The organism is Enterobacter sp. CP102 (genome assembly GCF_025152625.1).
Classification (GTDB): domain Bacteria; phylum Pseudomonadota; class Gammaproteobacteria; order Enterobacterales; family Enterobacteriaceae; genus Enterobacter; species Enterobacter soli.
In genome coordinates, this window is the sequence record NZ_CP104014.1 from 4,300,496 (window position 1) to 4,323,829 (window position 23,334).

The 23,334-nt window shown below is 50.6% G+C and carries 41 protein-coding genes; 6 read left to right on the plus strand and 35 right to left on the minus strand.

Annotation, left to right across the window (positions count from 1 at the left end; all coding sequences use genetic code 11):
• Positions 1 to 258: 258 nt before the first annotated feature.
• Positions 259 to 813 (plus strand): gamma carbonic anhydrase family protein, encoded by a 555-nt coding sequence (locus N1249_RS20265; RefSeq protein ID WP_259832662.1) that lies wholly within the window; start codon positions 259 to 261, stop codon positions 811 to 813.
• On the opposite strand, the gene N1249_RS20270 is transcribed toward N1249_RS20265, so the two are convergent.
• From N1249_RS20270 to dprA, 6 genes are read right to left on the minus strand one after another with little or no spacing between them, the layout of a single operon-like run.
• Positions 789 to 1,037, minus strand: a complete 249-nt coding sequence (locus tag N1249_RS20270; RefSeq protein ID WP_259832665.1) for a DUF1488 domain-containing protein — start codon at positions 1,035 to 1,037, stop codon at positions 789 to 791. The genes N1249_RS20265 and N1249_RS20270 overlap by 25 nt on opposite strands.
• The gene (gene aroE / locus N1249_RS20275) at positions 1,034 to 1,852 is read right to left on the minus strand and encodes a shikimate dehydrogenase (protein WP_259838233.1); all 819 of its coding nucleotides are present in this window, start codon (positions 1,850 to 1,852) and stop codon (positions 1,034 to 1,036) included. The genes N1249_RS20270 and aroE overlap by 4 nt, the downstream gene beginning before the upstream one ends.
• Positions 1,853 to 1,856: 4 nt before the next feature.
• The gene (gene tsaC, locus N1249_RS20280) at positions 1,857 to 2,429 is read right to left on the minus strand and encodes an L-threonylcarbamoyladenylate synthase type 1 TsaC (protein WP_259832668.1); all 573 of its coding nucleotides are present in this window, start codon (positions 2,427 to 2,429) and stop codon (positions 1,857 to 1,859) included.
• On the minus strand, positions 2,422 to 2,976 hold the full coding sequence (locus N1249_RS20285) for a type I DNA topoisomerase (protein ID WP_259832671.1): 555 nt from the start codon (positions 2,974 to 2,976) through the stop codon (positions 2,422 to 2,424). Before N1249_RS20285 ends, tsaC begins: the two co-directional genes overlap by 8 nt.
• Before the next feature lie 27 nt (positions 2,977 to 3,003).
• Positions 3,004 to 3,477 carry a DUF494 family protein Smg gene (smg, locus tag N1249_RS20290; RefSeq protein ID WP_014072048.1) on the minus strand — a complete coding sequence of 158 codons (474 nt, stop codon included), beginning with the start codon at positions 3,475 to 3,477 and terminating at the stop codon, positions 3,004 to 3,006.
• Positions 3,449 to 4,573, minus strand: coding sequence for a DNA-protecting protein DprA (dprA, locus tag N1249_RS20295; RefSeq protein ID WP_259832674.1), 1,125 nt, complete (start codon positions 4,571 to 4,573; stop codon positions 3,449 to 3,451). The genes smg and dprA overlap by 29 nt, the downstream gene beginning before the upstream one ends.
• A 127-nt stretch (positions 4,574 to 4,700) precedes the next feature.
• Between dprA and def the strand changes: the two genes are divergently transcribed.
• From def to mscL, 5 genes are all read left to right on the plus strand, one after another.
• Positions 4,701 to 5,210: a peptide deformylase gene (gene def, locus N1249_RS20300; RefSeq protein WP_014072050.1), complete on the plus strand. Its 510-nt coding sequence runs from the start codon at positions 4,701 to 4,703 to the stop codon at positions 5,208 to 5,210.
• Positions 5,211 to 5,233: 23 nt separating this feature from the next.
• Complete coding sequence (gene fmt, locus N1249_RS20305) at positions 5,234 to 6,181, plus strand: methionyl-tRNA formyltransferase (protein ID WP_259832685.1); 948 nt, start codon at positions 5,234 to 5,236, stop codon at positions 6,179 to 6,181.
• A gap of 52 nt (positions 6,182 to 6,233) precedes the next feature.
• Entirely contained in the window at positions 6,234 to 7,520 is a 1,287-nt protein-coding gene (rsmB, locus tag N1249_RS20310; RefSeq protein ID WP_259832695.1) for a 16S rRNA (cytosine(967)-C(5))-methyltransferase RsmB, read from the plus strand.
• Between the two features lie 21 nt (positions 7,521 to 7,541).
• The gene (gene trkA / locus N1249_RS20315) at positions 7,542 to 8,918 is read left to right on the plus strand and encodes a Trk system potassium transporter TrkA (RefSeq protein WP_013099016.1); all 1,377 of its coding nucleotides are present in this window, start codon (positions 7,542 to 7,544) and stop codon (positions 8,916 to 8,918) included.
• A 146-nt stretch (positions 8,919 to 9,064) separates the two neighbouring features.
• The gene (gene mscL, locus N1249_RS20320) at positions 9,065 to 9,475 is read left to right on the plus strand and encodes a large-conductance mechanosensitive channel protein MscL (RefSeq protein ID WP_014072054.1); all 411 of its coding nucleotides are present in this window, start codon (positions 9,065 to 9,067) and stop codon (positions 9,473 to 9,475) included.
• On the opposite strand, the gene N1249_RS20325 is transcribed toward mscL, so the two are convergent.
• The 29 genes from N1249_RS20325 to rplD form a co-directional block, all read right to left on the minus strand.
• Positions 9,476 to 9,691, minus strand: coding sequence for an alternative ribosome-rescue factor A (locus tag N1249_RS20325; protein WP_166718598.1), 216 nt, complete (start codon positions 9,689 to 9,691; stop codon positions 9,476 to 9,478). It abuts the gene before it with no gap.
• A 57-nt stretch (positions 9,692 to 9,748) separates the two neighbouring features.
• Complete coding sequence (gene zntR, locus N1249_RS20330) at positions 9,749 to 10,174, minus strand: Zn(2+)-responsive transcriptional regulator (RefSeq protein WP_259832699.1); 426 nt, start codon at positions 10,172 to 10,174, stop codon at positions 9,749 to 9,751.
• A gap of 2 nt (positions 10,175 to 10,176) precedes the next feature.
• Positions 10,177 to 10,545, minus strand: coding sequence for a DUF1992 domain-containing protein (locus N1249_RS20335; protein WP_259832702.1), 369 nt, complete (start codon positions 10,543 to 10,545; stop codon positions 10,177 to 10,179).
• A gap of 107 nt (positions 10,546 to 10,652) precedes the next feature.
• A complete protein-coding gene (rplQ, locus tag N1249_RS20340) occupies positions 10,653 to 11,039 on the minus strand; it encodes a 50S ribosomal protein L17 (RefSeq protein WP_001216372.1) in 387 nt (128 codons plus the stop codon).
• 40 nt (positions 11,040 to 11,079) lie between these two features.
• Positions 11,080 to 12,069, minus strand: a complete 990-nt coding sequence (locus N1249_RS20345) for a DNA-directed RNA polymerase subunit alpha (protein WP_002919219.1) — start codon at positions 12,067 to 12,069, stop codon at positions 11,080 to 11,082.
• A 25-nt stretch (positions 12,070 to 12,094) separates the two neighbouring features.
• Entirely contained in the window at positions 12,095 to 12,715 is a 621-nt protein-coding gene (gene rpsD / locus N1249_RS20350) for a 30S ribosomal protein S4 (RefSeq protein WP_003863314.1), read from the minus strand.
• 34 nt (positions 12,716 to 12,749) lie between these two features.
• The gene (rpsK, locus tag N1249_RS20355) at positions 12,750 to 13,139 is read right to left on the minus strand and encodes a 30S ribosomal protein S11 (protein ID WP_003031137.1); all 390 of its coding nucleotides are present in this window, start codon (positions 13,137 to 13,139) and stop codon (positions 12,750 to 12,752) included.
• Positions 13,140 to 13,155: 16 nt separating this feature from the next.
• Positions 13,156 to 13,512, minus strand: coding sequence for a 30S ribosomal protein S13 (gene rpsM / locus N1249_RS20360; RefSeq protein ID WP_003031135.1), 357 nt, complete (start codon positions 13,510 to 13,512; stop codon positions 13,156 to 13,158).
• Positions 13,513 to 13,658: 146 nt separating this feature from the next.
• Positions 13,659 to 13,775 carry a 50S ribosomal protein L36 gene (gene rpmJ, locus N1249_RS20365; RefSeq protein ID WP_000868187.1) on the minus strand — a complete coding sequence of 39 codons (117 nt, stop codon included), beginning with the start codon at positions 13,773 to 13,775 and terminating at the stop codon, positions 13,659 to 13,661.
• Positions 13,776 to 13,806: 31 nt separating this feature from the next.
• Positions 13,807 to 15,138: a preprotein translocase subunit SecY gene (secY, locus tag N1249_RS20370; protein ID WP_003863305.1), complete on the minus strand. Its 1,332-nt coding sequence runs from the start codon at positions 15,136 to 15,138 to the stop codon at positions 13,807 to 13,809.
• Between the two features lie 7 nt (positions 15,139 to 15,145).
• The gene (gene rplO, locus N1249_RS20375; RefSeq protein WP_003863304.1) at positions 15,146 to 15,580 is read right to left on the minus strand and encodes a 50S ribosomal protein L15; all 435 of its coding nucleotides are present in this window, start codon (positions 15,578 to 15,580) and stop codon (positions 15,146 to 15,148) included.
• Between the two features lie 3 nt (positions 15,581 to 15,583).
• Positions 15,584 to 15,763, minus strand: a complete 180-nt coding sequence (gene rpmD, locus N1249_RS20380) for a 50S ribosomal protein L30 (RefSeq protein WP_003863301.1) — start codon at positions 15,761 to 15,763, stop codon at positions 15,584 to 15,586.
• 6 nt (positions 15,764 to 15,769) lie between these two features.
• Positions 15,770 to 16,270 (minus strand): 30S ribosomal protein S5, encoded by a 501-nt coding sequence (gene rpsE, locus N1249_RS20385; protein WP_002438697.1) that lies wholly within the window; start codon positions 16,268 to 16,270, stop codon positions 15,770 to 15,772.
• A gap of 14 nt (positions 16,271 to 16,284) precedes the next feature.
• Positions 16,285 to 16,638 (minus strand): 50S ribosomal protein L18, encoded by a 354-nt coding sequence (rplR, locus tag N1249_RS20390; protein ID WP_013099023.1) that lies wholly within the window; start codon positions 16,636 to 16,638, stop codon positions 16,285 to 16,287.
• Between the two features lie 9 nt (positions 16,639 to 16,647).
• Positions 16,648 to 17,181 carry a 50S ribosomal protein L6 gene (gene rplF / locus N1249_RS20395; RefSeq protein WP_006178917.1) on the minus strand — a complete coding sequence of 178 codons (534 nt, stop codon included), beginning with the start codon at positions 17,179 to 17,181 and terminating at the stop codon, positions 16,648 to 16,650.
• 12 nt (positions 17,182 to 17,193) lie between these two features.
• Positions 17,194 to 17,586, minus strand: a complete 393-nt coding sequence (gene rpsH, locus N1249_RS20400) for a 30S ribosomal protein S8 (protein ID WP_014072058.1) — start codon at positions 17,584 to 17,586, stop codon at positions 17,194 to 17,196.
• A 30-nt stretch (positions 17,587 to 17,616) separates the two neighbouring features.
• Complete coding sequence (gene rpsN, locus N1249_RS20405; protein ID WP_003863291.1) at positions 17,617 to 17,922, minus strand: 30S ribosomal protein S14; 306 nt, start codon at positions 17,920 to 17,922, stop codon at positions 17,617 to 17,619.
• Between the two features lie 14 nt (positions 17,923 to 17,936).
• On the minus strand, positions 17,937 to 18,476 hold the full coding sequence (rplE, locus tag N1249_RS20410; RefSeq protein ID WP_001096202.1) for a 50S ribosomal protein L5: 540 nt from the start codon (positions 18,474 to 18,476) through the stop codon (positions 17,937 to 17,939).
• 14 nt (positions 18,477 to 18,490) lie between these two features.
• Positions 18,491 to 18,805 (minus strand): 50S ribosomal protein L24, encoded by a 315-nt coding sequence (gene rplX / locus N1249_RS20415; protein ID WP_003863287.1) that lies wholly within the window; start codon positions 18,803 to 18,805, stop codon positions 18,491 to 18,493.
• Between the two features lie 10 nt (positions 18,806 to 18,815).
• Positions 18,816 to 19,187: a 50S ribosomal protein L14 gene (gene rplN / locus N1249_RS20420; RefSeq protein ID WP_002919748.1), complete on the minus strand. Its 372-nt coding sequence runs from the start codon at positions 19,185 to 19,187 to the stop codon at positions 18,816 to 18,818.
• Between the two features lie 166 nt (positions 19,188 to 19,353).
• On the minus strand, positions 19,354 to 19,608 hold the full coding sequence (gene rpsQ / locus N1249_RS20425) for a 30S ribosomal protein S17 (protein ID WP_008503489.1): 255 nt from the start codon (positions 19,606 to 19,608) through the stop codon (positions 19,354 to 19,356).
• A complete protein-coding gene (gene rpmC, locus N1249_RS20430) occupies positions 19,608 to 19,799 on the minus strand; it encodes a 50S ribosomal protein L29 (protein WP_006817276.1) in 192 nt (63 codons plus the stop codon). The genes rpsQ and rpmC overlap by 1 nt, the downstream gene beginning before the upstream one ends.
• Positions 19,799 to 20,209, minus strand: a complete 411-nt coding sequence (rplP, locus tag N1249_RS20435) for a 50S ribosomal protein L16 (RefSeq protein ID WP_002919759.1) — start codon at positions 20,207 to 20,209, stop codon at positions 19,799 to 19,801. The genes rpmC and rplP overlap by 1 nt, the downstream gene beginning before the upstream one ends.
• 12 nt (positions 20,210 to 20,221) lie before the next feature.
• The gene (rpsC, locus tag N1249_RS20440) at positions 20,222 to 20,923 is read right to left on the minus strand and encodes a 30S ribosomal protein S3 (protein WP_000529945.1); all 702 of its coding nucleotides are present in this window, start codon (positions 20,921 to 20,923) and stop codon (positions 20,222 to 20,224) included.
• A 17-nt stretch (positions 20,924 to 20,940) separates the two neighbouring features.
• On the minus strand, positions 20,941 to 21,273 hold the full coding sequence (rplV, locus tag N1249_RS20445) for a 50S ribosomal protein L22 (RefSeq protein WP_002919773.1): 333 nt from the start codon (positions 21,271 to 21,273) through the stop codon (positions 20,941 to 20,943).
• Between the two features lie 14 nt (positions 21,274 to 21,287).
• A complete protein-coding gene (gene rpsS, locus N1249_RS20450) occupies positions 21,288 to 21,566 on the minus strand; it encodes a 30S ribosomal protein S19 (RefSeq protein WP_001138115.1) in 279 nt (92 codons plus the stop codon).
• A gap of 16 nt (positions 21,567 to 21,582) precedes the next feature.
• Entirely contained in the window at positions 21,583 to 22,404 is an 822-nt protein-coding gene (rplB, locus tag N1249_RS20455) for a 50S ribosomal protein L2 (RefSeq protein WP_000301859.1), read from the minus strand.
• A 17-nt stretch (positions 22,405 to 22,421) separates the two neighbouring features.
• The gene (gene rplW / locus N1249_RS20460; protein WP_000617546.1) at positions 22,422 to 22,724 is read right to left on the minus strand and encodes a 50S ribosomal protein L23; all 303 of its coding nucleotides are present in this window, start codon (positions 22,722 to 22,724) and stop codon (positions 22,422 to 22,424) included.
• Positions 22,721 to 23,326: a 50S ribosomal protein L4 gene (rplD, locus tag N1249_RS20465; RefSeq protein ID WP_003031119.1), complete on the minus strand. Its 606-nt coding sequence runs from the start codon at positions 23,324 to 23,326 to the stop codon at positions 22,721 to 22,723. The genes rplW and rplD overlap by 4 nt, the downstream gene beginning before the upstream one ends.
• Positions 23,327 to 23,334 lie beyond the last annotated feature (8 nt).

Here is a 23,334-nt window from a genome sequence, read left to right on the forward strand (position 1 = left end):
TTATTTCAGGATTTTTTCTCTTCAACCGACCGGGTTGTTTGTGAAGTGATTCACATCCGCCGTGTCGATGGAGGCGCATTATAGGGATCCCAGTTTTTAGCACAAGCGTTTTTTAGATCTTTTTTTCTGACTGCTGCTTTTCCACTCTTTTCGCTGAAATCACACCCGATTTGCTTAAATATTGACGCATTTTGGCCTTGCCTCGATCCATAAATGCGATCAAAGTCTTTTGTGTAGCGTTTATTAATAGAGGTAGATATGTCAGCTGTACTGCGTCCTTATAAAGATCTATTCCCCCAGAAAGGCGATCGCGTGATGATCGATGCCAGCAGCGTTGTCATCGGCGATGTGCGAATGGCGGACGATGTCAGCATCTGGCCGCTCGTTGCGATCAGAGGAGACGTTAACTATGTTGCGATTGGTGCCCGCACCAATATTCAGGACGGCAGCGTTCTGCATGTAACCCACAAATCCTCGAACAACCCGCAAGGCAATCCTCTTATCGTCGGAGAAGAGGTGACCGTTGGTCATAAGGTGATGCTCCACGGCTGCAGGATAGGCAATCGGGTTCTGGTCGGTATGGGGTCAATTTTGCTGGATGGCGTAGTTGTAGAAGATGATGTGATGATTGGCGCCGGCAGCCTGGTCCCGCAAAATAAACGGCTCGAAAGCGGTTATCTCTATTTAGGCAGCCCGGTAAAACAGATCCGCCCCTTAACAGAGGCGGAAATTGAAGGATTGAAATACTCTGCGAACAACTACGTAAAATGGAAGAATGACTATTTAGATCAGGATATCCAGACCCAGCCTTGATCGTCTTCCTGCTGGTCGCGGATTAAATCGCTGGCTTCCTCTTCAAGGTCCCAGCGATTTTCGCAAAATACGTCCATTGCCTGAGTGCCGCCAAAGCGTTCCAGCAACACGTCCTTACTGATTGCACAGGTCAACTGCATCCCATGCACCAGTACCGGGAAACAAACGGCTTGTTTTTCTTCGTCCCAGACTTCTCTGTCGGGAAAGTGAATGGCCTGATTCACGCGGACAGTTCCTGTTTCAGCTTCTCAATTACAGGCTCGACCGCCGGCAACACGCCATGCCAAAGCAACACGGCATGGGCCGCTTGCCCCACCAGCATTCCAAGACCATCAGCCAGGTGTTTCGCGCCATGCTGTTCGCACCAGTTCAGGAAAGGTGTTTTCCCATTCTGGTAGAACATGTCATAGAAAAAGAGATGGGCGCTCACCAGCGAAGCAGGAATAGCCGGGACTTCTCCGCCAATACCGCTCGAGGTCGCGTTAATCACCAGATCGAACTCATGCCCCGCCAAATCATCCAGCGCGACAGCACTCACGCTGCCTGTATGCGCAAACAATGCGGCTAACTCTTCGGCCCGGGAGAAAGTACGGTTAGTAATGGTTACGGAACAGTCCAGAGAGAGCAGAGGCAGCAACACGCCACGTGATGCGCCCCCCGCGCCAATCAGCAATATCCGGAAGCCTGGCTTTATAAATGACAACCTTTGCAGATCGCTTAACAGCCCAATTCCGTCGGTGTTATCGCCCAGCAGGCGTCCATCCTCAAGCCGTTTAAGTGTATTCACTGCGCCAGCAAGAGAAGCTCGCTCAGTAAGTTCATCCGCTCGCTCAAAAGCTTCTTCTTTAAAGGGAACGGTGACATTCGCACCTTTACCACCCGCATCAAAAAAGGCATTCAGCGTTGCAACAAACGCATCGACTGGGGCCAGTACCCGGCCATAGGGATGGTCTATCTGCAATTGTTCAGCAAACTGCTGATGAATCAGAGGTGATTTGCTGTGAGCAATCGGATTTCCAAAAACGGCATAAGTTTCCATCATATTACCCCTGGCGAAAACGTTCGCCGGTTAACGCATCGCGGATTTCAGAAGGATTCAGGCGCCCGCCCGTTTCACCAACAGCCACCGGGAAATCATCCCCGAATTGCGCCAGCACTTCTTCAGAAGTCCTGCAAGGTGGCAACCCGGTCAGGTTTGCGCTGGTCGACACCAAAGGTTTACCGAACGCCAGACATAGCTCAACCACCAGCGGATGATCTGTTACACGAACGGCCAGGGAATCAAAGCGCCCGGTTAGCCAGCGCGGTGTTGTCGGCCGCGCCGGGAAAACAAAGGTCACAGGACCAGGCCAGACGGAGAATATGGTTTCCCGCTGCGCCGGCGTCAGCATGGAATCATCTATATAGGGTTTGAGTTGCTCGTAATTTGCTGCAATCAGTATTAGCCCTTTCTCGACAGGCCGTTGTTTTAGCTCAAGCAGACGGCCCACAGCCGTTTCGCTGTCAGGATCGCAACCGACCCCAAATACAGCTTCTGTTGGATAAGCGATGACTTCTTCTTTTTTCAGTACGTCCACTGCATACGCAATGGAGCCTGATGGCAGGTTATTATTCACTGGTTTGATCCGCCGCAACCGGCTTTCCACATTGTTTACTGGCGCAGAAACGTTTTAAGCCTTGCGCAGTTTTCTTCTCTATTAGTAACGGATAGTCGCAATGAGGGCAGACCCCCGCTACCGGTTTGAAATTGATAACGAACTGGCATTCAGGATAGCGATCGCAAGAATGGAAGGTCTTACCAAAACGAGAACGGCGCTGAACCAACTGTCCATGCTGGCATTGTGGACACGCGATTGCCGTTTCATCTGGTTTATCAATTTGTTCTGTATGTTCGCATTCAGGGTAGTGACTGCATCCGATAAACATACCGAAGCGGCCTTGTCGCAAGGCTAACTCACCACCGCAGACAGGGCATAACTGCCCCTCCAGAATCTTAACGATATGCCCATCCGCCTGGCTTTTCAGGGGACGGACATAATCACATTCCGGATAGTGTGAACAACCGAGAAACGGACCGTGTTTCCCGGACCGAATGACAAGTTCAGCCCCGCACTGCGGGCAGGGCTCATTTTTATGCACCGTGAATAGTGCTGATTTGGCCATAACAACTCTTGGTGCTGCACCTTTGAATCAGTGCAGCATACCTTCATTCACTTCAAAGAGTAATTCTTCCATTTGTTGATAGGCATTTTCACAGCCCGGGATATTAAACAGAACCATCAGAATCACCCATTTGAGGTCTTCCAGTTCGAATTCTGCCGTATCCAGCGCCATGACGCGCTCTATCACCATTTCTCGCGTTTCGAGGTTTAGCACCTGAATCTGCTCAAGGAATAAAATAAATCCCCGGCAGCTGGCATCCAGCCTTTCACACTCTTCAGCTGTATAGATGCGTACAGACAGCGGATCGGAAGCAAGCTGCATCGGTTCGGCAAGGCCTTCCTGATAATCAGCCAGTTTCTCTAACCACATCAACGCATTATAAATATCTTCCCGCTCAAATCCCGCATCGGTAAGATCCCGTGTCAATTTGTCCTGATCCACTCGCATTTCTGCTTCGTTATGGATGTAAGTCTCAAACAAATACATCAGTACGTCGAACATGGCTTGCCCTCCTTAATCGGACATAGCCGCCGGGTACAGCTGCGATCCACCCTGCTAACTCCAGTTCGAGTAGCTGTGCTACCGTTACTGGCACAGGTTGGCCGGCACGTTCAGCGACAACGTCAACAGGTGTTACCTCATCTCCTACGTTAGCCAGGAGCTTGGGAAATGGCAATGCCACCTCCTCCTGATCTGATGAATATTGTCGCTTTTCGGCTTCCCCCTGAAGCCAGTGCAGCCCATATCGCAAATTTTCCAGAATGTCCTCTGTGCCTGTGACAGGCGTTGCGCCCTGCTTTATTAGCCAGTGTGGCCCTTCGCACCCGGGATTCCCTACTGGCCCCGGCAGTGCAAAAACCTCACGCCCCTGCTCCAGTGCGCATCTGGCGGTAACAAGCGAACCGCTACGTAATGCCGCCTCAACCACAAAAACCCCGAGGCTCAACCCGCTAATAATGCGGTTGCGACGAGGAAAATTAGTGGGCCAGGGAGATGTTGATAAGGAGAACTCAGAAATAACCGCCCCACCGCCCTCAATCAGTTGATCGGCAAGGGAAAAATGCCTGCGTGGATAAATACTGAAAAGGCCATTGCCCAGCACCGCCACACTGCTTCCTTTAACCGCCAGCGCCGCCCGGTGAGCTACACCATCAATCCCACAGGCCAGCCCGCTGGTTATCGTGAAGCCACACTGTGCCAGCTGCTCACACAGAAGCTTTCCCCAGCGCTGACCATACCAGGACGGGGAACGGCTCCCTACAACTCCCAGTTGAATATTATTGAGTACTTCAACATGCCCTTTAACGAACAGGGCACCGGGGTAATCCGGTATCATTCGAAGTAATGGTGGGTATCGGGGATCATTCGCGGGCAGCAGACAATGACCAGGCTGTTCGAGCCAAATCAGGCTCCGCTCAAGCTCAGCCTCGCCGAGTGCAAAAAAACGCTCAGCTTGCTTACCCGACAGCCCTGCGTCTTTGATAGCAACATTATCAATATTCGTCTGGCGCAGCAGGTACGCGGCTGCTTCCAGCATCGCATCACCACACAGTGTTGTCGTGTTGATCAGCCGTAACCATATCTCTGTAGACGTCATCCTTTTCCCTGCCATAAGCAGCCTCCGCAATCATTGCGATTGGTCACTGATGCTGTCAATCGATGGGGGATTTGTCTAGAATAGAGGTAATATTCTTATCAACTCCTGAATACGACTCTGGAAATTTATGGCAGTTTTGCAAGTGTTACATATTCCGGACGAGCGCCTTCGCATCGTCGCTGAACCGGTAAAAGAAGTGAATGCAGAAATTCAGCGTATCGTCGATGATATGTTCGATACCATGTACGCCGAAGAAGGCATTGGCCTGGCGGCTACGCAGGTTGACATTCACAAGCGTATTATCGTGATTGACGTCTCTGAAAATCGCGATGGCCGTCTGGTGCTGATCAACCCTGAGCTGCTCGAAAAGAGCGGAGAAACAGGTATCGAGGAAGGCTGTCTGTCCATTCCAGAACAGCGTGCTTTAGTGCCACGTGCCGAAAAAGTGAAAATTCGCGCTCTGGATCGTGACGGTAATCCGTTCGAACTGGAAGCTGACGAACTGCTGGCGATTTGTATTCAGCATGAGATGGATCACCTGGTCGGTAAACTGTTTATCGATTACCTCTCGCCACTGAAACAACAGCGTATTCGCCAGAAAGTAGAGAAACTGGATCGTATGCGCTCTCGTGCATAACATCCCGGGATACAAGGAATAACGTGTCTACATCGCTACGTATTATCTTCGCAGGAACTCCTGATTTTGCAGCGCGTCATCTCGACGCGCTGTTATCTTCTGGCCACCAGGTTGTGGGTGTATTTACGCAACCGGATCGCCCGGCTGGCCGCGGCAAAAAGCTGATGCCGAGCCCGGTAAAAGTGCTGGCAGAAGAGCACGGATTACCTGTATTCCAGCCAGCATCTTTACGTCCGCAGGAAAATCAGCAACTTGTTGCCGATCTCAATGCCGACGTCATGGTGGTGGTGGCTTACGGTTTAATTCTGCCAAAAGCTGTTCTTGATATGCCTCGCCTGGGCTGTGTAAATGTGCACGGCTCTCTGCTGCCTCGCTGGCGCGGCGCGGCGCCTATCCAGCGTTCTTTGTGGGCAGGTGATGCTGAAACTGGCGTCACTATCATGAAGATGGACGTAGGTTTAGACACTGGCGATATGCTGTATAAACTCGCCTGCCCGATTACCGCAGAAGACACCAGCGCAACGCTTTACGACAAGCTGGCAGATCTTGGCCCTCTGGGACTCATCGAGACACTGCAGCAGCTTGCGGATAATACGGCACAGCCTGAAGTTCAGGATGAAGCGCTGGTCACCTATGCCGAAAAGCTGAGCAAAGAAGAAGCTCAGATCGACTGGTCATTGTCGGCCGCTCAGCTTGAACGCTGCATTCGCGCATTTAATCCGTGGCCAATGAGCTGGCTAATGATCGATGATCAGCCAGTAAAAGTCTGGAAAGCCTCCGTCATTGAGGTTCACTCAAGCGCAGAGCCTGGTACTATCCTCGATGCGAACAAACAGGGTATCCAGGTTGCAACGACAGAAGGTATTTTGAACCTTGAGTCGCTCCAGCCTGCGGGTAAGAAAGCGATGAGTGCCCAGGATCTGTTAAATTCCCGTCGCGAATGGTTTATCCCCGGCAAACGTCTTGCCTGAGAAAAATTATCCTTAAGGCCCGGTGTTTCCGGGCATTTTTATTTTTACGGCTATGAAAAAACAAAATCTACGCAGTATGGCGGCGCAGGCCGTCGAACAAGTGGTTGAGCAAGGGCAGTCGCTGAGCAATGTGCTGCCGCCACTTCAACAGAAAGTGTCGGACAAAGACAAAGCACTGCTTCAGGAGTTGTGCTTTGGTGTCCTGCGCACCCTTTCCCAGCTTGAGTGGCTGATTAACAAGCTGATGTCACGCCCGATGACAGGAAAGCAGCGCACCGTGCATTACCTGATTATGGTTGGATTCTACCAGTTGCTTCATACTCGTATCCCGCCTCACGCTGCGCTGGCAGAAACGGTAGAAGGTGCCGTTGCCATTAAACGTCCGCAACTGAAAGGATTGATCAACGGGGTGCTACGCCAGTTCCAGCGCCAGCAAGAAGAGCTGCTGGCCGAATTTGCCCGGACCGAAAATCAGTACCTGCACCCGTCGTGGCTGCTTAATCGTCTTAAAAAAGCGTATCCACAGCAGTGGCAGGACATCGCCGGGGCCAATAACCAGCGTCCTCCGATGTGGTTACGCGTCAACCGTAATCATCATACCCGTGATGCGTGGCTTGCCCTGCTGAAAGAATCTGGTATGAACGGATTTACGCATGATGCCTATCCTGATGCCGTACGTTTAGAAACCCCGGCACCAGTACATGCGTTACCGGGTTTTGAAGAGGGATGGGTGACGGTTCAGGATGCCTCTGCTCAGGGCTGCATGACCTGGCTTGAACCCCAAAATGGTGAGCAGATCCTCGACCTTTGTGCGGCACCTGGGGGTAAGACGACTCATATTCTCGAAGTTGCCCCGCAAGCCAGTGTATTGGCTGTTGATGTCGATGAGCAGCGTCTTTCTCGCGTCTATGACAACCTGAAACGTTTAGGACTAAAGGCGCAGGTCAAACAGGGTGACGGACGCAAACCAGCTGAATGGTGTGGGGATACACAATTCGATCGTATCCTGCTGGATGCACCTTGTTCAGCTACAGGCGTGATCCGCCGCCACCCGGACATCAAGTGGCTGCGTCGCGATCGTGACATCAACGAACTTGCTCAGCTACAAGCCGAAATTCTCGATGCGGTTTGGCCACATCTGAAATCTGGCGGGACGCTGGTATATGCGACCTGCTCAGTTCTTCCGGAAGAAAATTGTCAGCAGATCGCGGCATTCCTGAAACGTACCCCAAATGCTTCACTGCATGGAACAGGTACGCCAGAGCGCCCTGGTCTGCAAAACCTGCCTGGTGCTGAAGAAGGCGATGGTTTCTTTTACGCTAAGCTAATCAAAGAGTGATGTGAGAACAGGCCGCAAGATATGAAGATAATCATTCTGGGTGCAGGACAGGTCGGCGGAACGCTGGCCGAAAACCTTGTTGGTGAGAATAACGACATCACAATTGTCGATACCAATGGCGATCGACTGCGCGTTTTGCAGGATAAGTTTGACCTTCGGGTTGTACAAGGCCACGGTTCACACCCACGAGTGCTTCGCGAAGCCGGTGCAGACGATGCCGATATGCTGGTCGCGGTGACCAGTTCGGACGAAACCAATATGGTTGCGTGCCAGGTTGCATACTCGCTTTTTAACACGCCAAACAGGATTGCGCGTATCCGCTCTCCGGATTATGTCCGTGACGCGGAAAAACTGTTTAATTCAGAAGCGGTTCCGATCGACCATCTTATTGCGCCAGAACAACTGGTTATCGACAACATTTACCGTCTGATCGAATACCCTGGCGCACTCCAGGTCGTGAACTTCGCAGAAGGAAAAGTGAGCCTGGCCGTAGTTAAAGCCTATTATGGTGGCCCACTGATTGGTAATGCGCTGTCGACGATGCGCGAACATATGCCGCATATCGATACCCGCGTTGCAGCCATTTTCCGTCACGACAGGCCGATTCGCCCGCAAGGCTCGACCATTGTCGAAGCCGGCGATGAAGTCTTCTTTATTGCCGCGTCTCAGCATATCCGTGCGGTGATGAGTGAGCTTCAGCGTCTCGAAAAGCCGTACAAACGCATTATGCTGGTCGGTGGCGGTAATATCGGCGCGGGCCTGGCACGTCGGCTTGAAAAGGACTACAGCGTGAAGTTGATCGAACGCGATCAACAACGTGCGTCTGAGCTCGCAGAAAAGTTACAGAACACGATCGTGTTTTATGGTGATGCGTCGGATCAAGAGTTGCTGGCCGAAGAACATATTGATCAAGTTGATCTGTTTATTGCCGTCACCAACGATGATGAAGCGAATATCATGTCGGCGATGCTCGCAAAACGGATGGGAGCCAAAAAGGTAATGGTGCTCATTCAGCGCCGGGCCTATGTCGATCTGGTACAAGGAAGCGTCATCGATATTGCGATTTCACCACAACAAGCCACTATTTCGGCACTGCTGAGCCACGTTCGTAAGGCTGACATCGTTGGCGTTTCATCGCTTCGTCGCGGAGTCGCTGAGGCTATCGAAGCCGTTGCACACGGTGATGAAACAACCTCCCGAGTGGTAGGCAGGGCGATTGATGAAATTAAATTACCGCCAGGCACCATAATTGGGGCTGTAGTACGCGGTAACGATGTCATGATCGCCAATGATAATTTGCGTATCGAGCAAGGTGACCATGTCATTATGTTCCTTACCGATAAAAAGTTTATTACCGACGTCGAACGTTTATTCCAGCCAAGTCCATTCTTCCTGTAATGATTCGGGTGCTCTTTAAAGGGCGCCCGGACATTAACCCTCTCATTAATATGCCTTTAATTTTTCATAACGATTATTTATCACCAATGGAAATTAGCTAATCATTTGTTAAACTTATAATCGTCAGCTGGCACAAGGAGAACATAATGAGTTTTATTAAAGAGTTTCGCGAATTTGCGATGCGCGGAAATGTGGTGGATTTGGCTGTGGGTGTCATTATTGGTGCAGCGTTCGGTAAGATCGTTTCATCACTGGTAGCCGACATTATTATGCCACCTTTAGGGTTATTAATCGGGGGCATAGATTTTAAACAGTTCGCCGTTACGCTGCGGGATGCTCAGGGTGATGTCCCGGCGGTTGTGATGCACTACGGTGTGTTCATCCAGAACATCTTCGATTTTGTGATTGTCGCGTTTGCTATTTTTATGGCGATCAAGCTTATCAACAAGCTTAACCGTAAAAAAGAAGAGCCGGCAGCAGCACCAGCGCCAACGAAAGAAGAAGTATTGTTGACCGAAATCCGCGACCTGTTAAAAGAACAAAATAACCGTTCTTAATCAGAAGCTAAAAACAGGAAGGCCAGTGGTAAAAAAGCAATTTGCTCTCTTGCCACTGGCCTCCCAGTTACCCCGATTGCCATGTTTGCCTTTACGCAGATAACTTCCTTTCCCCTTTTTGTTTTTCTCTACCCGCTGCCGGAAAAGTGGATCATGGAGCAGGGCTTCGATGGCATTGTCTTTGATTTGCCCCTTCGTATGCTGATAGCGACTCATAATGTCTCCTGAGTATGGTTTAAGTCGACCGGAGTCTAGACCTGGATGTACTAAAAATCAACATCCCTGTGTTTCTCCACTTGCGCCCTGTTCGAGTGCTTCGAGGATCGAGCAATAGACACTGCTGTGGGCCGTACCGCAGCAGGCATCATTCAGGCGCTGTAGTGATCGCTGCATTGTCTGAAGCTCCTGGATCCGTTCTTCTACTTCATCAAGTCTGGCCTGAACAATGCTCTTCGACTCCTGACACGTATGATGTGCCGGATCGATGCGGATCGAAAGAAGCTCGCGGATGGATTCAAGGGTAAACCCAAGCTGACGTGCGTAACGTATAAACCGGAGACGCTGTAGGTCATTATCGGTATAAAGACGGAACCCGCCTTCCGTGCGCACCTCATGATCAATCATCTGCTGCTTTTCGTAATAACGAATGGTATCCGGTGTGACGTTAGCAAGCTTTGCGAGTTCACCAATACGATACATAACTACTCCTCATTCATTTTGTGCATCAGCCGTTCACAATACTCGCCGTGCAGAAAATCAGTATTCATTCCGGCCTGGCGCAGTTTTAGTTCGATCAATGCCAGGCGGCGACTAATTTCTGGATGCCGGGGATCGTCCTTGCGAATACCTTTCAACAGGTCGACAAGTTCTACTGCCTCTTTACGCTGCTCGAGTTCCGGGGGTAAGCAACCGGCATTTTTCAGTAAGCGATAACCAGAGCGTAACTCAGGCGCGACATGAGAATCGTCATCCAGCACTATCGGAGCACCGGTACCCGGAAGATTATCAAATTCACCTTTTCTTTGGGCATCGCAAATATGGCGTTCTGCCCACTGGTCGAGCAACCACATAACGAACTCCAGGGGATGAACAGAAAAGATACAGTTATTGTAGAGAAGTGGGGATTCTGCGGATATAAAAAAACCCGCCGAAGCGGGTCTTTTTACGTTACTACAGATTACTCTGCAGCAGCTTCTGCTTTCGATTCAGAACGATCAACCAGCTCGATGTAAGCCATCGGAGCGTTGTCGCCTGCACGGAAGCCACACTTCAGAATACGAGTGTAACCACCTGCACGGCTCGCAAAACGCGGACCCAGTTCGTTAAACAGTTTTGCCACGATCTCGTTATCACGAGTACGGGCGAATGCCAGACGACGATTAGCAACGCTGTCAGTCTTGGCAAGAGTAATCAGCGGCTCAACTACGCGACGCAGCTCTTTCGCTTTAGGCAGGGTCGTCTTGATGATTTCATGACGAACCAGTGAACCTGCCATGTTGCGGAACATAGCCTGGCGATGGCTGCTGTTGCGGTTCAGTTGACGACCACTCTTACGATGGCGCATGACCTTATCCTTCTCAGTAAAACCTTAACCTGTGATCCGGTTACTCGTCAGCAATGCTTGCCGGTGGCCAGTTTTCCAGGCGCATACCCAGAGACAGACCACGTGAGGCCAGCACGTCTTTAATCTCAGTAAGAGATTTTTTACCCAGGTTCGGCGTTTTCAGCAACTCAACCTCGGTACGCTGTACCAGATCACCGATATAGTGGATAGCTTCTGCCTTGAGGCAGTTAGCAGAGCGGACAGTCAATTCGAGATCGTCAACAGGGCGCAGCAGGATCGGATCGAATTCTGGTTTCTCTTCTTTAACTTCCGGCTGACGAACATCACGTAAGTCAACGAAAGCTTCAAGTTGTTCTGCCAGGATGGTTGCCGCACGACGAATCGCCTCTTCAGGATCGATTGTGCCGTTGGTTTCCATTTCGATGACCAGCTTGTCCAGGTCGGTACGCTGTTCTACACGCGCTGCTTCAACATTGTAGGCAATACGCTCTACAGGGCTGTAACATGCGTCGACCAGCAGACGGCCGATTGGGCGCTCATCTTCTTCCGAATGAATTCGGGCAGAAGCCGGCACATAACCACGACCGCGCTGAACTTTGATACGCATGCTAATAGCTGCGTTCTCATCGGTCAGGTGGCAGATCACGTGCTGCGGCTTGACGATTTCAACATCACCGTCGTGGGTGATGTCGGCTGCAGTCACAGGGCCAATGCCAGATTTATTCAGAGTAAGAATAACTTCATCTTTACCCTGAACTCTCACCGCCAGCCCTTTCAGGTTGAGCAGGATTTCAAGGATATCTTCCTGAACGCCTTCTTTGGTGCTGTACTCATGAAGTACACCATCAATCTCAACCTCGGTCACCGCGCAACCCGGCATCGATGAGAGCAGAATACGGCGCAGTGCGTTACCCAGAGTATGGCCAAAGCCACGCTCTAAAGGCTCAAGGGTCACCTTGGCGTGCGTCGAACTCACTTGCTCGATATCTACCAGGCGCGGTTTTAGAAACTCTGTCACAGAACCCTGCATTGTGTCCTCTCTTTGGTACTAAGCTTTACTTGGAGTAAAGCTCGACGATCAGGTGTTCGTTAATGTCCGCAGACAGATCAGAACGTTCTGGCTGACGCTTGAACGTACCTTCCATCTTGCCAGCATCAACTTCCAGCCAGGTTGGCTTTTCACGCTGCTCAGCCAGCTCCAGAGCGGCTTTCACGCGAGATTGCTTTTTCGCTTTCTCACGAATGCTAACAACGTCATTCGCTTTAACCTGATAAGAAGCGATGTTAACAACACGACCGTTTACCATGATTGCTTTGTGGCTAACCAACTGGCGTGATTCAGCACGAGTAGCGCCGAAGCCCATACGGTATACAACGTTGTCCAGACGACCTTCCAGCAGAGCCAACAGGTTTTCACCAGTGTTGCCTTTCAGACGTGCTGCTTCTTTATAGTAGTTACGGAACTGACGCTCCAGCACACCGTAGATACGGCGAACTTTTTGCTTTTCACGCAACTGCACACCATAGTCAGACAGACGCGGTTTACGCGCACCGTGCTGGCCAGGAGCTTGTTCAATTTTACACTTGGTATCGATCGCGCGAACGCCAGACTTAAGGAATAAGTCGGTGCCCTCACGACGGCTCAGCTTGAGCTTAGGACCCAAATATCTTGCCATTTTCTATCTCCAACTAACCTAAAAAACGAGCGCGTTATACGCGACGTTTTTTCGGCGGACGACAACCGTTATGAGGGATCGGAGTCACATCAGTAATATTAGTGATGCGGAAACCAGCGGCGTTCAGAGCACGAACAGTAGATTCGCGGCCTGGACCCGGACCTTTAACCATAACTTCCAGATTCTTGATGCCGTATTCTTTTACGGCTTCAGCGCAACGCTCTGCTGCAACCTGAGCTGCAAACGGAGTGGATTTGCGTGAACCACGGAAACCGGAACCACCGGCTGTTGCCCAACCCAATGCGTTACCCTGACGATCAGTGATAGTAACGATGGTGTTGTTGAAAGAAGCATGGATATGAGCCACGCCGTCAGAGACTTGTTTTCTTACACGTTTACGTGCACGAATTGGTGCCTTTGCCATTATTCAATCACCCCGATTATTTCTTGATCGGTTTGCGCGGACCCTTACGGGTACGTGCGTTGGTCTTAGTACGCTGACCGCGCACTGGCAGACCACGACGATGACGCAAACCGCGATAGCAACCAAGATCCATAAGGCGCTTGATGCTCATGCTAACTTCACGGCGCAGATCACCTTCAACGACAAATTTGGCAACTTCGTCACGCAGCGTGTCGATTTGTTCTTCAGACAGCTCACTGATCTTAACATCTTCAGCGATACCCGCTGCAGCCAGAATGGCCTTAGAACGGGTCTTGCCGACGCCGTAGATCGAAGTTAATGCGATCACAGCATGTTTCTGATCAGGAATGTTAATGCCTGCTATACGGGCCACTATGCACTCCTACTATTTAATATGTACGCACCATGCTGAAAAGCCCGTTTTCAGGATACTCAAATGGAAACGTACAGACATACAAAAGATTGGCTGGCTAATCTAGCCAGCTCAACCCAACTTTGCAAGAAAAATATGCGAAATAATCAGCCTTGGCGCTGTTTATGCTTCGGCTCGGCACTGCAAATCACACGGATGACACCATCACGCTTAACGATTTTGCAGTTACGGCATAATTTCTTGACGGAAGCACGAACTTTCATTTTTACTCTCCGTAACTTCTCAGGCGACCAATTAGCGGCCGTAGCCTTTCAGGTTCGCCTTCTTCAATGCAGACTCATACTGACTGGACATCATCAGAGTTTGCACTTGAGCCATAAAGTCCATAATCACGACAACAACGATAAGCAGTGAAGTCCCACCGAAGTAGAACGGTACTTTCATTGCATCACGCATGAACTCCGGGATCAGGCAGATAAAAGTAATATAAAGCGCACCAACCAAAGTCAGGCGAGTCATTACTTTATCGATATACTTCGCCGTTTGCTCTCCCGGACGAATTCCTGGTACAAATGCACCGGACTTCTTCAGGTTATCTGCTGTTTCACGCGGGTTGAAGACCAACGCCGTGTAGAAGAAACAGAAGAAGATGATCGCAGACGCATAGAGTAACACATAAAGTGGTTGCCCAGGCTGCAAATACAGCGAAATTGTTGTCAGCCAGTTCCAACCAGTCCCGCCCCCGAACCATGACGCGATGGTCGCTGGGAACAGAATAATACTGGAAGCGAAGATTGCCGGGATTACCCCCGCCATATTCACTTTCAGCGGTAAATGTGTGCTCTGTGCAGCATAGACACGACGACCCTGCTGACGTTTAGCGTAGTTCACCACAATGCGGCGTTGACCACGTTCAACGAAGACAACAAAGAACGTCACTGCAAATACTAATACTGCAACCAACAGCAACAGGAGGAAGTGCAGGTCGCCTTGACGCGCTTGCTCGATAGTGTGGGCAATGGCTGGCGGGAGTCCCGCAACAATACCGGCGAAGATAATGATTGAGATACCGTTACCGATACCACGTTCAGTAATCTGTTCGCCGAGCCACATCAGGAACATGGTTCCTGTGACCAGACTTACAACAGCGGTGAAATAGAATGCAAAGCCCGGGTTTAACACCAGGCCCTGCATACCAGGCATATTCGGCAGACCGGTAGCAATACCGATCGACTGGAATATCGCCAGCACCAGAGTGCCGTAACGGGTGTACTGACTAATCTTACGACGTCCAGACTCCCCTTCTTTCTTCAACTCTGCCAGGGCCGGATGAACGACCGTCAGCAGCTGGATAATAATAGATGCCGAGATATACGGCATAATACCCAATGCGAAGATAGAAGCACGGCTGAGAGCACCACCAGAGAACATGTTGAACATTTCAATGATGGTGCCTCGCTGTTGCTCAAGCAGTTTGGCAAGTACAGCGGCATCGATACCAGGGATCGGAATAAAAGAGCCAATACGGAAAACAATCAGCGCGCCGATAACAAACAGCAGTCTGCGTTTCAGCTCGCCAAAACCACCTTTGGCACTTTGAAAATCTAATCCCGGTTGCTTAGCCATCTGCTACTTATTCCTCAATTTTACCGCCAGCAGCTTCGATAGCAGCACGAGCACCTTTAGTCACACGCAGGCCACGAACAGTTACCGGAGTAGAAACTTCACCAGCCAGGATCACTTTCGCGAACTCGATCTGGATACCGATAATGTTAGCTGCTTTCAGCGTGTTCAGGTCTACAACGCCGCCTTCAACTTTCGCCAGGTCAGACAGACGGATTTCCGCTGTGATCGCTGCTTTGCGAGAGGTGAAGCCGAATTTCGGCAGACGACGGTACAGTGGCATCTGACCACCCTCGAAACCGCGACGTACGCCACCGCCAGAACGAGAGTTCTGACCTTTGTGACCACGACCACCGGTTTTACCGAGGCCAGAACCGATACCACGACCCAGGCGTTTACCCGCCTTTTTAGAGCCTTCGGCCGGAGACAGAGTATTTAAACGCATCTCTTACTCCTCAACTTTAACCATGAAGTAAACCGCGTTGACCATACCGCGAACAGCAGGAGTATCCTCGCGCTCAACGGTATGACCAATACGACGCAGACCCAGGCCAAGCAGCGTTGCCTTGTGTTTCGGCAGACGACCGATTGCACTGCGGGTTTGAGTGATTTTAATAGTCTTTGCCATGGTCAATTACCCCAGAATTTCTTCAACGGATTTACCACGCTTGGCAGCGACCATTTCTGGAGAATTCATATTTTCCAGGCCATCAATAGTTGCACGAACCACGTTGATCGGGTTGGTGGAACCATATGCTTTAGCCAGAACGTTATGAACTCCAGCAACTTCCAGAACGGCGCGCATTGCACCACCGGCGATGATACCGGTACCTTCGGAAGCTGGCTGCATGAATACACGAGAACCCGTGTGAACACCTTTAACTGGGTGTTGCAGGGTGCCGTGGTTCAGCGCGACGTTAATCATATTGCGACGGGCTTTTTCCATCGCTTTCTGGATCGCTGCTGGAACTTCACGCGCTTTACCGTAACCAAAACCAACGCGACCGTTACCATCACCAACTACAGTCAGAGCTGTGAAGGAGAAAATACGACCACCTTTAACGGTTTTAGATACGCGGTTAACCGCGATCAGCTTTTCCTGCAGTTCGCCAGCTTGTTTTTCGATGTGAGCCATCTTACACCTCTACCTTAGAACTGAAGGCCAGCTTCACGGGCAGCATCTGCCAGTGCCTGGACACGACCATGATATTGGAACCCGGAACGGTCAAAGGAAACATTGCTGATGCCTTTTTCCAGAGCGCGTTCTGCAACAGCTTTACCTACAGCTGCAGCGGCGTCTTTGTTACCGGTGTACTTCAATTGTTCTGCGATAGCTTTTTCTACAGTAGAAGCAGCTACCAGAACTTCAGAACCGTTCGGTGCAATTACCTGTGCGTAAATATGACGCGGGGTACGATGTACCACCAGGCGAGTTGCACCCAGCTCTTTGAGCTTGCGGCGTGCGCGGGTCGCACGACGGATACGAGCAGATTTCTTATCCATAGTGTTACCTTACTTCTTCTTAGCCTCTTTGGTACGCACGACTTCGTCGGCGTAACGAACACCCTTGCCTTTGTAAGGCTCAGGACGACGGTAGGCGCGCAGATCTGCTGCAACCTGGCCGATCAGCTGTTTATCAGCGCCTTTCAGCACGATTTCAGTCTGAGTCGGGCATTCTGCAGTGATACCGGCCGGCAGCGGATGCTCAACAGGGTGTGAGAAGCCCAGAGACAGGCCAACTGCATTCCCTTTGATAGCTGCACGATAACCTACACCAACCAGCTGAAGCTTTTTAGTGAAGCCTTCGGTAACACCAACAACCATTGAGTTCAGCAGGGCACGCGCGGTACCAGCCTGAGCCCATCCATCCACGAAACCATCACGTGGACCGAAGGTCAGAGCGTTGTCTGCATGTTTAACTTCAACAGCATTGTTGAGGGTACGAGTCAGCTCGCCGTTTTTACCTTTGATCGTAATAACCTGACCGTCGATTTTTACATCAACGCCGGCAGGAATAACGACCGGTGCTTTAGCAACACGAGACATTTTTTCCTCCGATTAGGCTACGTAGCAGATAATTTCGCCACCAAGACCAGCCTGGCGCGCTGCACGATCAGTCATAACACCTTTAGAGGTAGAAACAACTGCGATACCAAGACCAGCCATAACTTTAGGCAGCTCATCTTTTTTCTTATAGATGCGCAGACCTGGGCGGCTGACACGCTGAATGCTCTCTACAACAGCTTTACCCTGGAAGTACTTAAGAGTCACTTCCAGTTCCGGCTTGGTGTCGCCTTCAACTTTAAAATCTTCGATAAAACCTTCATCCTTCAGCACGTTGGCAATTGCCACTTTCAGCTTGGAGGAAGGCATGGTGACCGCAACTTTGTTCGCGGCCTGACCGTTACGGATACGGGTCAGCATATCCGCGATCGGATCTTGCATGCTCATCTGTCTTTACTCCCGTGATTCAATTGGTAATTACCAGCTAGCCTTTTTCAAGCCTGGTACTTCACCGCGCATGGCGGCTTCACGCAGTTTGATACGGCTCAACCCAAACTTGCCCACATAACCATGTGGACGACCTGTTTGACGGCAGCGGTTACGCTGACGAGACGGGCTGGAATCACGCGGCAGAGACTGCAGCTTGAGAACCGCATTCCAACGATCTTCGTCGGAAGCGTTCACATCAGAAATGATCGCTTTCAGTTCAGCGCGTTTAGCGAAGAATTTATCAGCTAAAGCTACGCGCTTTACTTCGCGTGCTTTCATTGATTGCTTAGCCATTCAGTAACCCTACCTTACTTGCGGAACGGGAAGTCAAAGGCAGCCAGCAGAGCACGGCCTTCTTCGTCAGATTTCGCAGTAGTGGTAATGGTAATATCCAAACCACGCACGCGGTCGACTTTATCGTAGTCGATTTCTGGGAAGATGATCTGCTCACGGACACCCATGCTGTAGTTACCACGACCGTCGAAAGACTTAGCGGACAAGCCACGGAAGTCACGGATACGCGGTACAGCAATAGTGATCAGGCGCTCAAAGAACTCCCACATGCGTTCGCCACGCAGAGTTACTTTACAGCCGATCGGATAGCCCTGACGGATTTTGAAGCCTGCAACTGATTTGCGTGCTTTGGTGATCAACGGCTTTTGACCGGAGATTGCTGTCAGATCCGCTGCTGCGTTATCCAGCAGTTTCTTGTCAGCGATCGCTTCACCAACACCCATGTTCAGGGTGATCTTCTCGACCCGAGGGACTTGCATGACAGAATTGTAGTTAAACTCGGTCATGAGTTTCTTAACTACTTCGTCTTTGTAGTAATCATGCAGTTTCGCCATCGTACTACTCCAAATTACTTGATAGTTTCGCTGTTAGACTTGAAGAAACGGACTTTTTTGCCGTCTTCGAATCTAAAGCCTACACGGTCAGCCTTACCGGTAGCCGCATTGAAGATTGCAACGTTAGAAACCTGAATAGCAGCTTCTTTTTCAACGATGCCGCCTGGTTGGTTCAGGGCCGGAACCGGCTTCTGATGTTTCTTAACCAGGTTGATACCTTCAACGACAAGTTTGCCGGAAGACAGAACATTTTTTACTTTACCGCGTTTACCTTTATCTTTACCGGTTAACACGATAACTTCGTCATCACGACGGATTTTCGCTGCCATGATTCGCTCCTTAGAGTACTTCTGGTGCCAGAGAGATAATTTTCATGAACTTCTCAGTACGAAGTTCACGAGTTACCGGCCCAAAGATACGCGTGCCGATAGGCTGCTCGCTGTTATTGTTTAAAATAACGCATGCATTACCATCGAAGCGAATGACAGAACCGTCAGGGCGACGAACACCCTTCTTGGTGCGCACCACTACCGCCTTCAGCACATCACCTTTTTTGACCTTACCACGTGGAATTGCTTCCTTGATGGTGATCTTGATGATGTCGCCTACGCCTGCGTAGCGACGGTGCGAGCCACCCAGAACCTTGATACACATTACGCGACGTGCACCGGAGTTGTCGGCGACGTTCAGCATAGTCTGTTCTTGGATCATTTTAGTGCTCCGCTAATGTCAACTACTACCTGAGACTCTAAAATCAGAGCCGTTAAAAAGCCCCATATCGAGGGCGCGGCATTATAACACCGCTTCTGCAATATGGGTAGAAAAAATAAACGGCTCATCGCTGAGCCGTTTATTCGTATCGAGAAGGCTTACTGTATTACAGAACCGCTTTCTCTACAACGCGAACCAGCGTCCAGGACTTAGTCTTGGACAGTGGACGGCATTCACGGATTTCAACCTTGTCGCCGATACCACATTCGTTGTTCTCGTCATGTACGTGCAGTTTGGTCGTACGCTTGATGAATTTACCGTAGATCGGGTGTTTCACAATACGTTCGATAGCAACAACGATGGATTTCTCCATTTTGTCGCTAACAACACGACCTTGCAGAGTACGGATTTTATCGGTCATTACGCACCCGCCTTCTGAGTCAGTAAAGTCTTAACGCGTGCAACATTGCGACGCACTTGCTTCAGCAGGTGAGTCTGTTGCAGCTGGCCACTTGCAGCCTGCATACGCAGGTTGAACTGCTCACGCAGCAGGTTCAGCAGCTCGGCGTTCAGTTCTTCAACGCTTTTTTCACGCAGCTCATTTGCTTTCATTACATCACCGTCTTAGTTACAAAGGTGGTTTTGATAGGCAGTTTCGCTGCTGCCAGGCCGAAGGCTTCACGGGCCAGCTCTTCCGGAACACCGTCCATTTCATAAAGGACTTTGCCCGGTTGGATCAAGGCAACCCAGTACTCCACGTTACCTTTACCTTTACCCATACGAACTTCCAGTGGCTTCTCGGTGATTGGTTTGTCCGGGAATACACGGATCCAAATCTTACCTTGACGCTTAACTGCACGGGTCATTGCACGACGTGCTGCTTCGATCTGACGTGCAGTCAGACGACCACGGCCAACAGCTTTCAGACCGAAAGTGCCGAAGCTAACATCCGTACCCTGCGCCAGACCACGGTTGCGGCCTTTGTGCACTTTACGGAATTTTGTACGCTTTGGTTGTAACATCAGCGACGCTCCTTATTTACGGCCTTTACGCTGCTGCTTTTTAGGTTGAGCAGCCGGTTTTTCCGGTTGTTCAACAGCAGCCATACCACCCAGGATCTCACCTTTGAAGATCCATACCTTAACGCCGATTACACCGTAAGTGGTGTGCGCTTCAGAGGTGTTGTAGTCGATGTCAGCACGCAGAGTGTGCAGCGGTACGCGACCTTCACGGTACCATTCGGTACGTGCGATTTCCGCGCCGCCCAGACGGCCGCTAACTTCAACTTTGATACCTTTAGCGCCCAGACGCATTGCGTTCTGTACAGCACGCTTCATAGCACGACGGAACATAACACGACGTTCCAGCTGAGAAGTGATGCTGTCAGCAACCAATTTAGCGTCCAGTTCAGGCTTACGAACTTCAGCGATATTGATCTGTGCAGGAACGCCAGCGATATCCGCTACGACCTTGCGCAGTTTTTCTACGTCTTCGCCTTTCTTACCGATAACGATGCCAGGACGAGCAGTGTGAATGGTTACACGAATGCTCTTAGCCGGACGCTCGATAACGATACGAGATACGGACGCTTTAGCCAGTTCCTTAGTCAGGTACTGACGTACTTTAAAATCGCTGTCCAGGTTGTCAGCGAATTCTTTGGTGTTCGCAAACCAGGTAGAGTTCCATGGTTTTACAATACCCAGGCGAATACCATTAGGATGTACTTTCTGACCCATTGCTAGTCTCCAGAGTCTCAGCGATCGGACACAACCACAGTAATGTGGCTGGTGCGCTTCAGGATGCGATCTGCACGACCTTTCGCACGCGGCATAATGCGCTTCATGCTTGGGCCTTCGTCTACGAAAATTTTCGCAACTTTCAGATCGTCAATGTCAGCGCCATCGTTGTGTTCAGCGTTAGCAATGGCAGATTCCAGTACTTTCTTGACCAATACCGCAGCTTTCTTGTTGGTATAGGTCAGGATGTCCAGGGCCTGCGACACTTTCTTACCGCGAATCAGGTCAGCAACAAGGCGAACCTTCTGAGCAGAAGAACGAGCATGGCGATGTTGAGCTAAAGTTTCCATCTCTTCCTCCTACCTTATTTCTTCTTCGCTTTTTTATCAGCAGCGTGGCCGCGATAAGTACGAGTCGGTGCGAATTCACCCAGTTTGTGACCAACCATTTCGTCGGAAACAAAGACTGGAACGTGCTGACGACCATTATGGACAGCGATGGTCAAACCGATCATGTTAGGAAAGATCGTTGAACGACGGGACCAAGTGCGCAGGGGCTTCTTGTCTCCGCTTTCCACCGCTTTCTCTACCTTCTTCAGCAAGTGCAGGTCAATAAAAGGACCTTTCTTGAGAGAACGTGGCATGGCTTATCCTCTAAAATTATTTGCTACGGCGACGTACGATAAATTTATCAGTACGCTTGTTGCTGCGGGTCTTCTTACCTTTGGTCTGAACGCCCCACGGAGTTACCGGGTGCTTACCAAAGTTACGACCTTCACCACCACCATGTGGGTGATCGACTGGGTTCATCGCAGTACCGCGAACGGTAGGACGAACACCACGCCAGCGTGCAGCACCTGCTTTACCCAGAACGCGCAGCATATGCTCAGCATTGCCAACTTCGCCCAGAGTAGCGCGGCAGTCTGCTTCGACTTTACGCATTTCACCAGAACGCAGACGCAGGGTGACATAAGCACCGTCACGAGCAACGATCTGAACGTAAGTACCAGCGGAACGTGCCAGCTGACCGCCTTTACCTGGTTTCATTTCTACGTTATGAACGGTAGAACCAACCGGGATATTGCGCATCGGCAGGGTGTTGCCTGCTTTGATTGCAGCATCAACGCCAGACTGAATCTGGTCGCCAGCTTTCAGGCCTTTAGGGGCCAGGATGTAACGGCGTTCGCCGTCTTTGTACAGAACCAGCGCGATGTTCGCGGAACGGTTCGGATCGTACTCAAGACGTTCAACAACTGCTGGGATACCGTCTTTGTTGCGTTTGAAGTCAACAATACGATAAGCCTGCTTGTGGCCACCACCGATGTGACGAGTGGTGATACGGCCATTGTTGTTACGACCACCGGATTTGCTGTTTTTTTCCAGCAACGGAGCAAAAGGTTTGCCCTTGTGCAGCTCAGGGTTAACCACTTTAACTACGTGGCGACGACCCGGAGATGTCGGTTTACATTTAACAACTGCCATTGTATTACTCCTCCGACTTACTCAGCGCCGCCAACGAAGTCCAGATTCTGGCCTTCTTTCAGGGTGACGTAAGCTTTTTTCCAGTCGCTACGACGACCGATACGCTGTCCGTGACGTTTAACTTTCCCTTTAACTACCAGGGTGTTAACGACTTCGACTTCGACTTCAAACAGTTTCTGCACAGCAGCTTTGATCTCTGCTTTGGTCGCGTCTTTAGCAACTTTGAGAACGATGGTGTTAGTTTTTTCCATCGCAGTAGACGCTTTTTCAGAAACGTGCGGTGCACGCAGCACCTTCAGCAGACGTTCTTCACGAATCATGCCAGCATCTCCTCAACTTGCTTAACAGCATCAGCAGTCATTACGACTTTGTCGAAGGCGATCAGGCTAACCGGGTCGATACCAGTCGCATCACGTACGTCAACCTTGTGCAGGTTACGTGCGGCCAGGAACAGGTTCTCGTCCAGCTCACCGGTGATGATCAGCACATCTTCCAGAGCCATGTCTTTCAGTTTCTGTGCCAGCAGCTTAGTTTTAGGCGCTTCAACAGAGAATGATTCGACAACGATCAGACGATCCTGACGTACCAGTTCGGACAGGATGCTTTTCAGCGCGCCGCGGTACATCTTTTTGTTAACTTTTTGACTGTGGTCCTGTGGACGCGCAGCGAAGGTCACGCCACCTGAACGCCAGATCGGGCTCTTGATAGAACCTGAACGCGCACGGCCGGTACCTTTCTGGCGCCATGGCTTTTTGCCAGAACCAGTTACTTCAGCACGAGTCTTCTGAGCACGAGTACCCTGACGAGCACCAGCTGCATAAGCAACAACAACCTGGTGAACCAGCGCTTCGTTGAAATCACGACCGAAGGTAGTTTCGGAAACAGTCAGCGCGCTCTGCGCGTCTTTCAATACTAATTCCATTGCTATCC

Bases quoted from the DNA above. Each gene is read 5' to 3' on its own strand.
- N1249_RS20265 (WP_259832662.1), top strand. From the start codon at position 259: ATGTCAGCTGTACTGCGTCCTTATAAAGATCTATTCCCCCAGAAAGGC.
- aroE (WP_259838233.1), bottom strand. From the start codon at position 1,852: ATGGAAACTTATGCCGTTTTTGGAAATCCGATTGCTCACAGCAAATCA.
- N1249_RS20285 (WP_259832671.1), bottom strand. From the start codon at position 2,976: ATGGCCAAATCAGCACTATTCACGGTGCATAAAAATGAGCCCTGCCCG.
- smg (WP_014072048.1), bottom strand. From the start codon at position 3,477: ATGTTCGACGTACTGATGTATTTGTTTGAGACTTACATCCATAACGAA.
- dprA (WP_259832674.1), bottom strand. From the start codon at position 4,573: ATGACGTCTACAGAGATATGGTTACGGCTGATCAACACGACAACACTG.
- def (WP_014072050.1), top strand. From the start codon at position 4,701: ATGGCAGTTTTGCAAGTGTTACATATTCCGGACGAGCGCCTTCGCATC.
- rsmB (WP_259832695.1), top strand. From the start codon at position 6,234: ATGAAAAAACAAAATCTACGCAGTATGGCGGCGCAGGCCGTCGAACAA.
- trkA (WP_013099016.1), top strand. From the start codon at position 7,542: ATGAAGATAATCATTCTGGGTGCAGGACAGGTCGGCGGAACGCTGGCC.
- mscL (WP_014072054.1), top strand. From the start codon at position 9,065: ATGAGTTTTATTAAAGAGTTTCGCGAATTTGCGATGCGCGGAAATGTG.
- N1249_RS20325 (WP_166718598.1), bottom strand. From the start codon at position 9,691: ATGAGTCGCTATCAGCATACGAAGGGGCAAATCAAAGACAATGCCATC.
- zntR (WP_259832699.1), bottom strand. From the start codon at position 10,174: ATGTATCGTATTGGTGAACTCGCAAAGCTTGCTAACGTCACACCGGAT.
- N1249_RS20335 (WP_259832702.1), bottom strand. From the start codon at position 10,545: ATGTGGTTGCTCGACCAGTGGGCAGAACGCCATATTTGCGATGCCCAA.
- rplQ (WP_001216372.1), bottom strand. From the start codon at position 11,039: ATGCGCCATCGTAAGAGTGGTCGTCAACTGAACCGCAACAGCAGCCAT.
- N1249_RS20345 (WP_002919219.1), bottom strand. From the start codon at position 12,069: ATGCAGGGTTCTGTGACAGAGTTTCTAAAACCGCGCCTGGTAGATATC.
- rpsD (WP_003863314.1), bottom strand. From the start codon at position 12,715: ATGGCAAGATATTTGGGTCCTAAGCTCAAGCTGAGCCGTCGTGAGGGC.
- rpsK (WP_003031137.1), bottom strand. From the start codon at position 13,139: ATGGCAAAGGCACCAATTCGTGCACGTAAACGTGTAAGAAAACAAGTC.
- rpmJ (WP_000868187.1), bottom strand. From the start codon at position 13,775: ATGAAAGTTCGTGCTTCCGTCAAGAAATTATGCCGTAACTGCAAAATC.
- secY (WP_003863305.1), bottom strand. From the start codon at position 15,138: ATGGCTAAGCAACCGGGATTAGATTTTCAAAGTGCCAAAGGTGGTTTT.
- rplO (WP_003863304.1), bottom strand. From the start codon at position 15,580: ATGCGTTTAAATACTCTGTCTCCGGCCGAAGGCTCTAAAAAGGCGGGT.
- rpmD (WP_003863301.1), bottom strand. From the start codon at position 15,763: ATGGCAAAGACTATTAAAATCACTCAAACCCGCAGTGCAATCGGTCGT.
- rpsE (WP_002438697.1), bottom strand. From the start codon at position 16,270: ATGGCTCACATCGAAAAACAAGCTGGCGAACTGCAGGAAAAGCTGATC.
- rplR (WP_013099023.1), bottom strand. From the start codon at position 16,638: ATGGATAAGAAATCTGCTCGTATCCGTCGTGCGACCCGCGCACGCCGC.
- rplF (WP_006178917.1), bottom strand. From the start codon at position 17,181: ATGTCTCGTGTTGCTAAAGCACCGGTCGTTATTCCTGCCGGCGTTGAT.
- rpsH (WP_014072058.1), bottom strand. From the start codon at position 17,586: ATGAGCATGCAAGATCCGATCGCGGATATGCTGACCCGTATCCGTAAC.
- rpsN (WP_003863291.1), bottom strand. From the start codon at position 17,922: ATGGCTAAGCAATCAATGAAAGCACGCGAAGTAAAGCGCGTAGCTTTA.
- rplE (WP_001096202.1), bottom strand. From the start codon at position 18,476: ATGGCGAAACTGCATGATTACTACAAAGACGAAGTAGTTAAGAAACTC.
- rplX (WP_003863287.1), bottom strand. From the start codon at position 18,805: ATGGCAGCGAAAATCCGTCGTGATGACGAAGTTATCGTGTTAACCGGT.
- rplN (WP_002919748.1), bottom strand. From the start codon at position 19,187: ATGATCCAAGAACAGACTATGCTGAACGTCGCCGACAACTCCGGTGCA.
- rpsQ (WP_008503489.1), bottom strand. From the start codon at position 19,608: ATGACCGATAAAATCCGTACTCTGCAAGGTCGTGTTGTTAGCGACAAA.
- rpmC (WP_006817276.1), bottom strand. From the start codon at position 19,799: ATGAAAGCAAATGAGCTGCGTGAAAAAAGCGTTGAAGAACTGAACGCC.
- rplP (WP_002919759.1), bottom strand. From the start codon at position 20,209: ATGTTACAACCAAAGCGTACAAAATTCCGTAAAGTGCACAAAGGCCGC.
- rpsC (WP_000529945.1), bottom strand. From the start codon at position 20,923: ATGGGTCAGAAAGTACATCCTAATGGTATTCGCCTGGGTATTGTAAAA.
- rplV (WP_002919773.1), bottom strand. From the start codon at position 21,273: ATGGAAACTTTAGCTCAACATCGCCATGCTCGTTCTTCTGCTCAGAAG.
- rpsS (WP_001138115.1), bottom strand. From the start codon at position 21,566: ATGCCACGTTCTCTCAAGAAAGGTCCTTTTATTGACCTGCACTTGCTG.
- rplB (WP_000301859.1), bottom strand. From the start codon at position 22,404: ATGGCAGTTGTTAAATGTAAACCGACATCTCCGGGTCGTCGCCACGTA.
- rplW (WP_000617546.1), bottom strand. From the start codon at position 22,724: ATGATTCGTGAAGAACGTCTGCTGAAGGTGCTGCGTGCACCGCACGTT.
- rplD (WP_003031119.1), bottom strand. From the start codon at position 23,326: ATGGAATTAGTATTGAAAGACGCGCAGAGCGCGCTGACTGTTTCCGAA.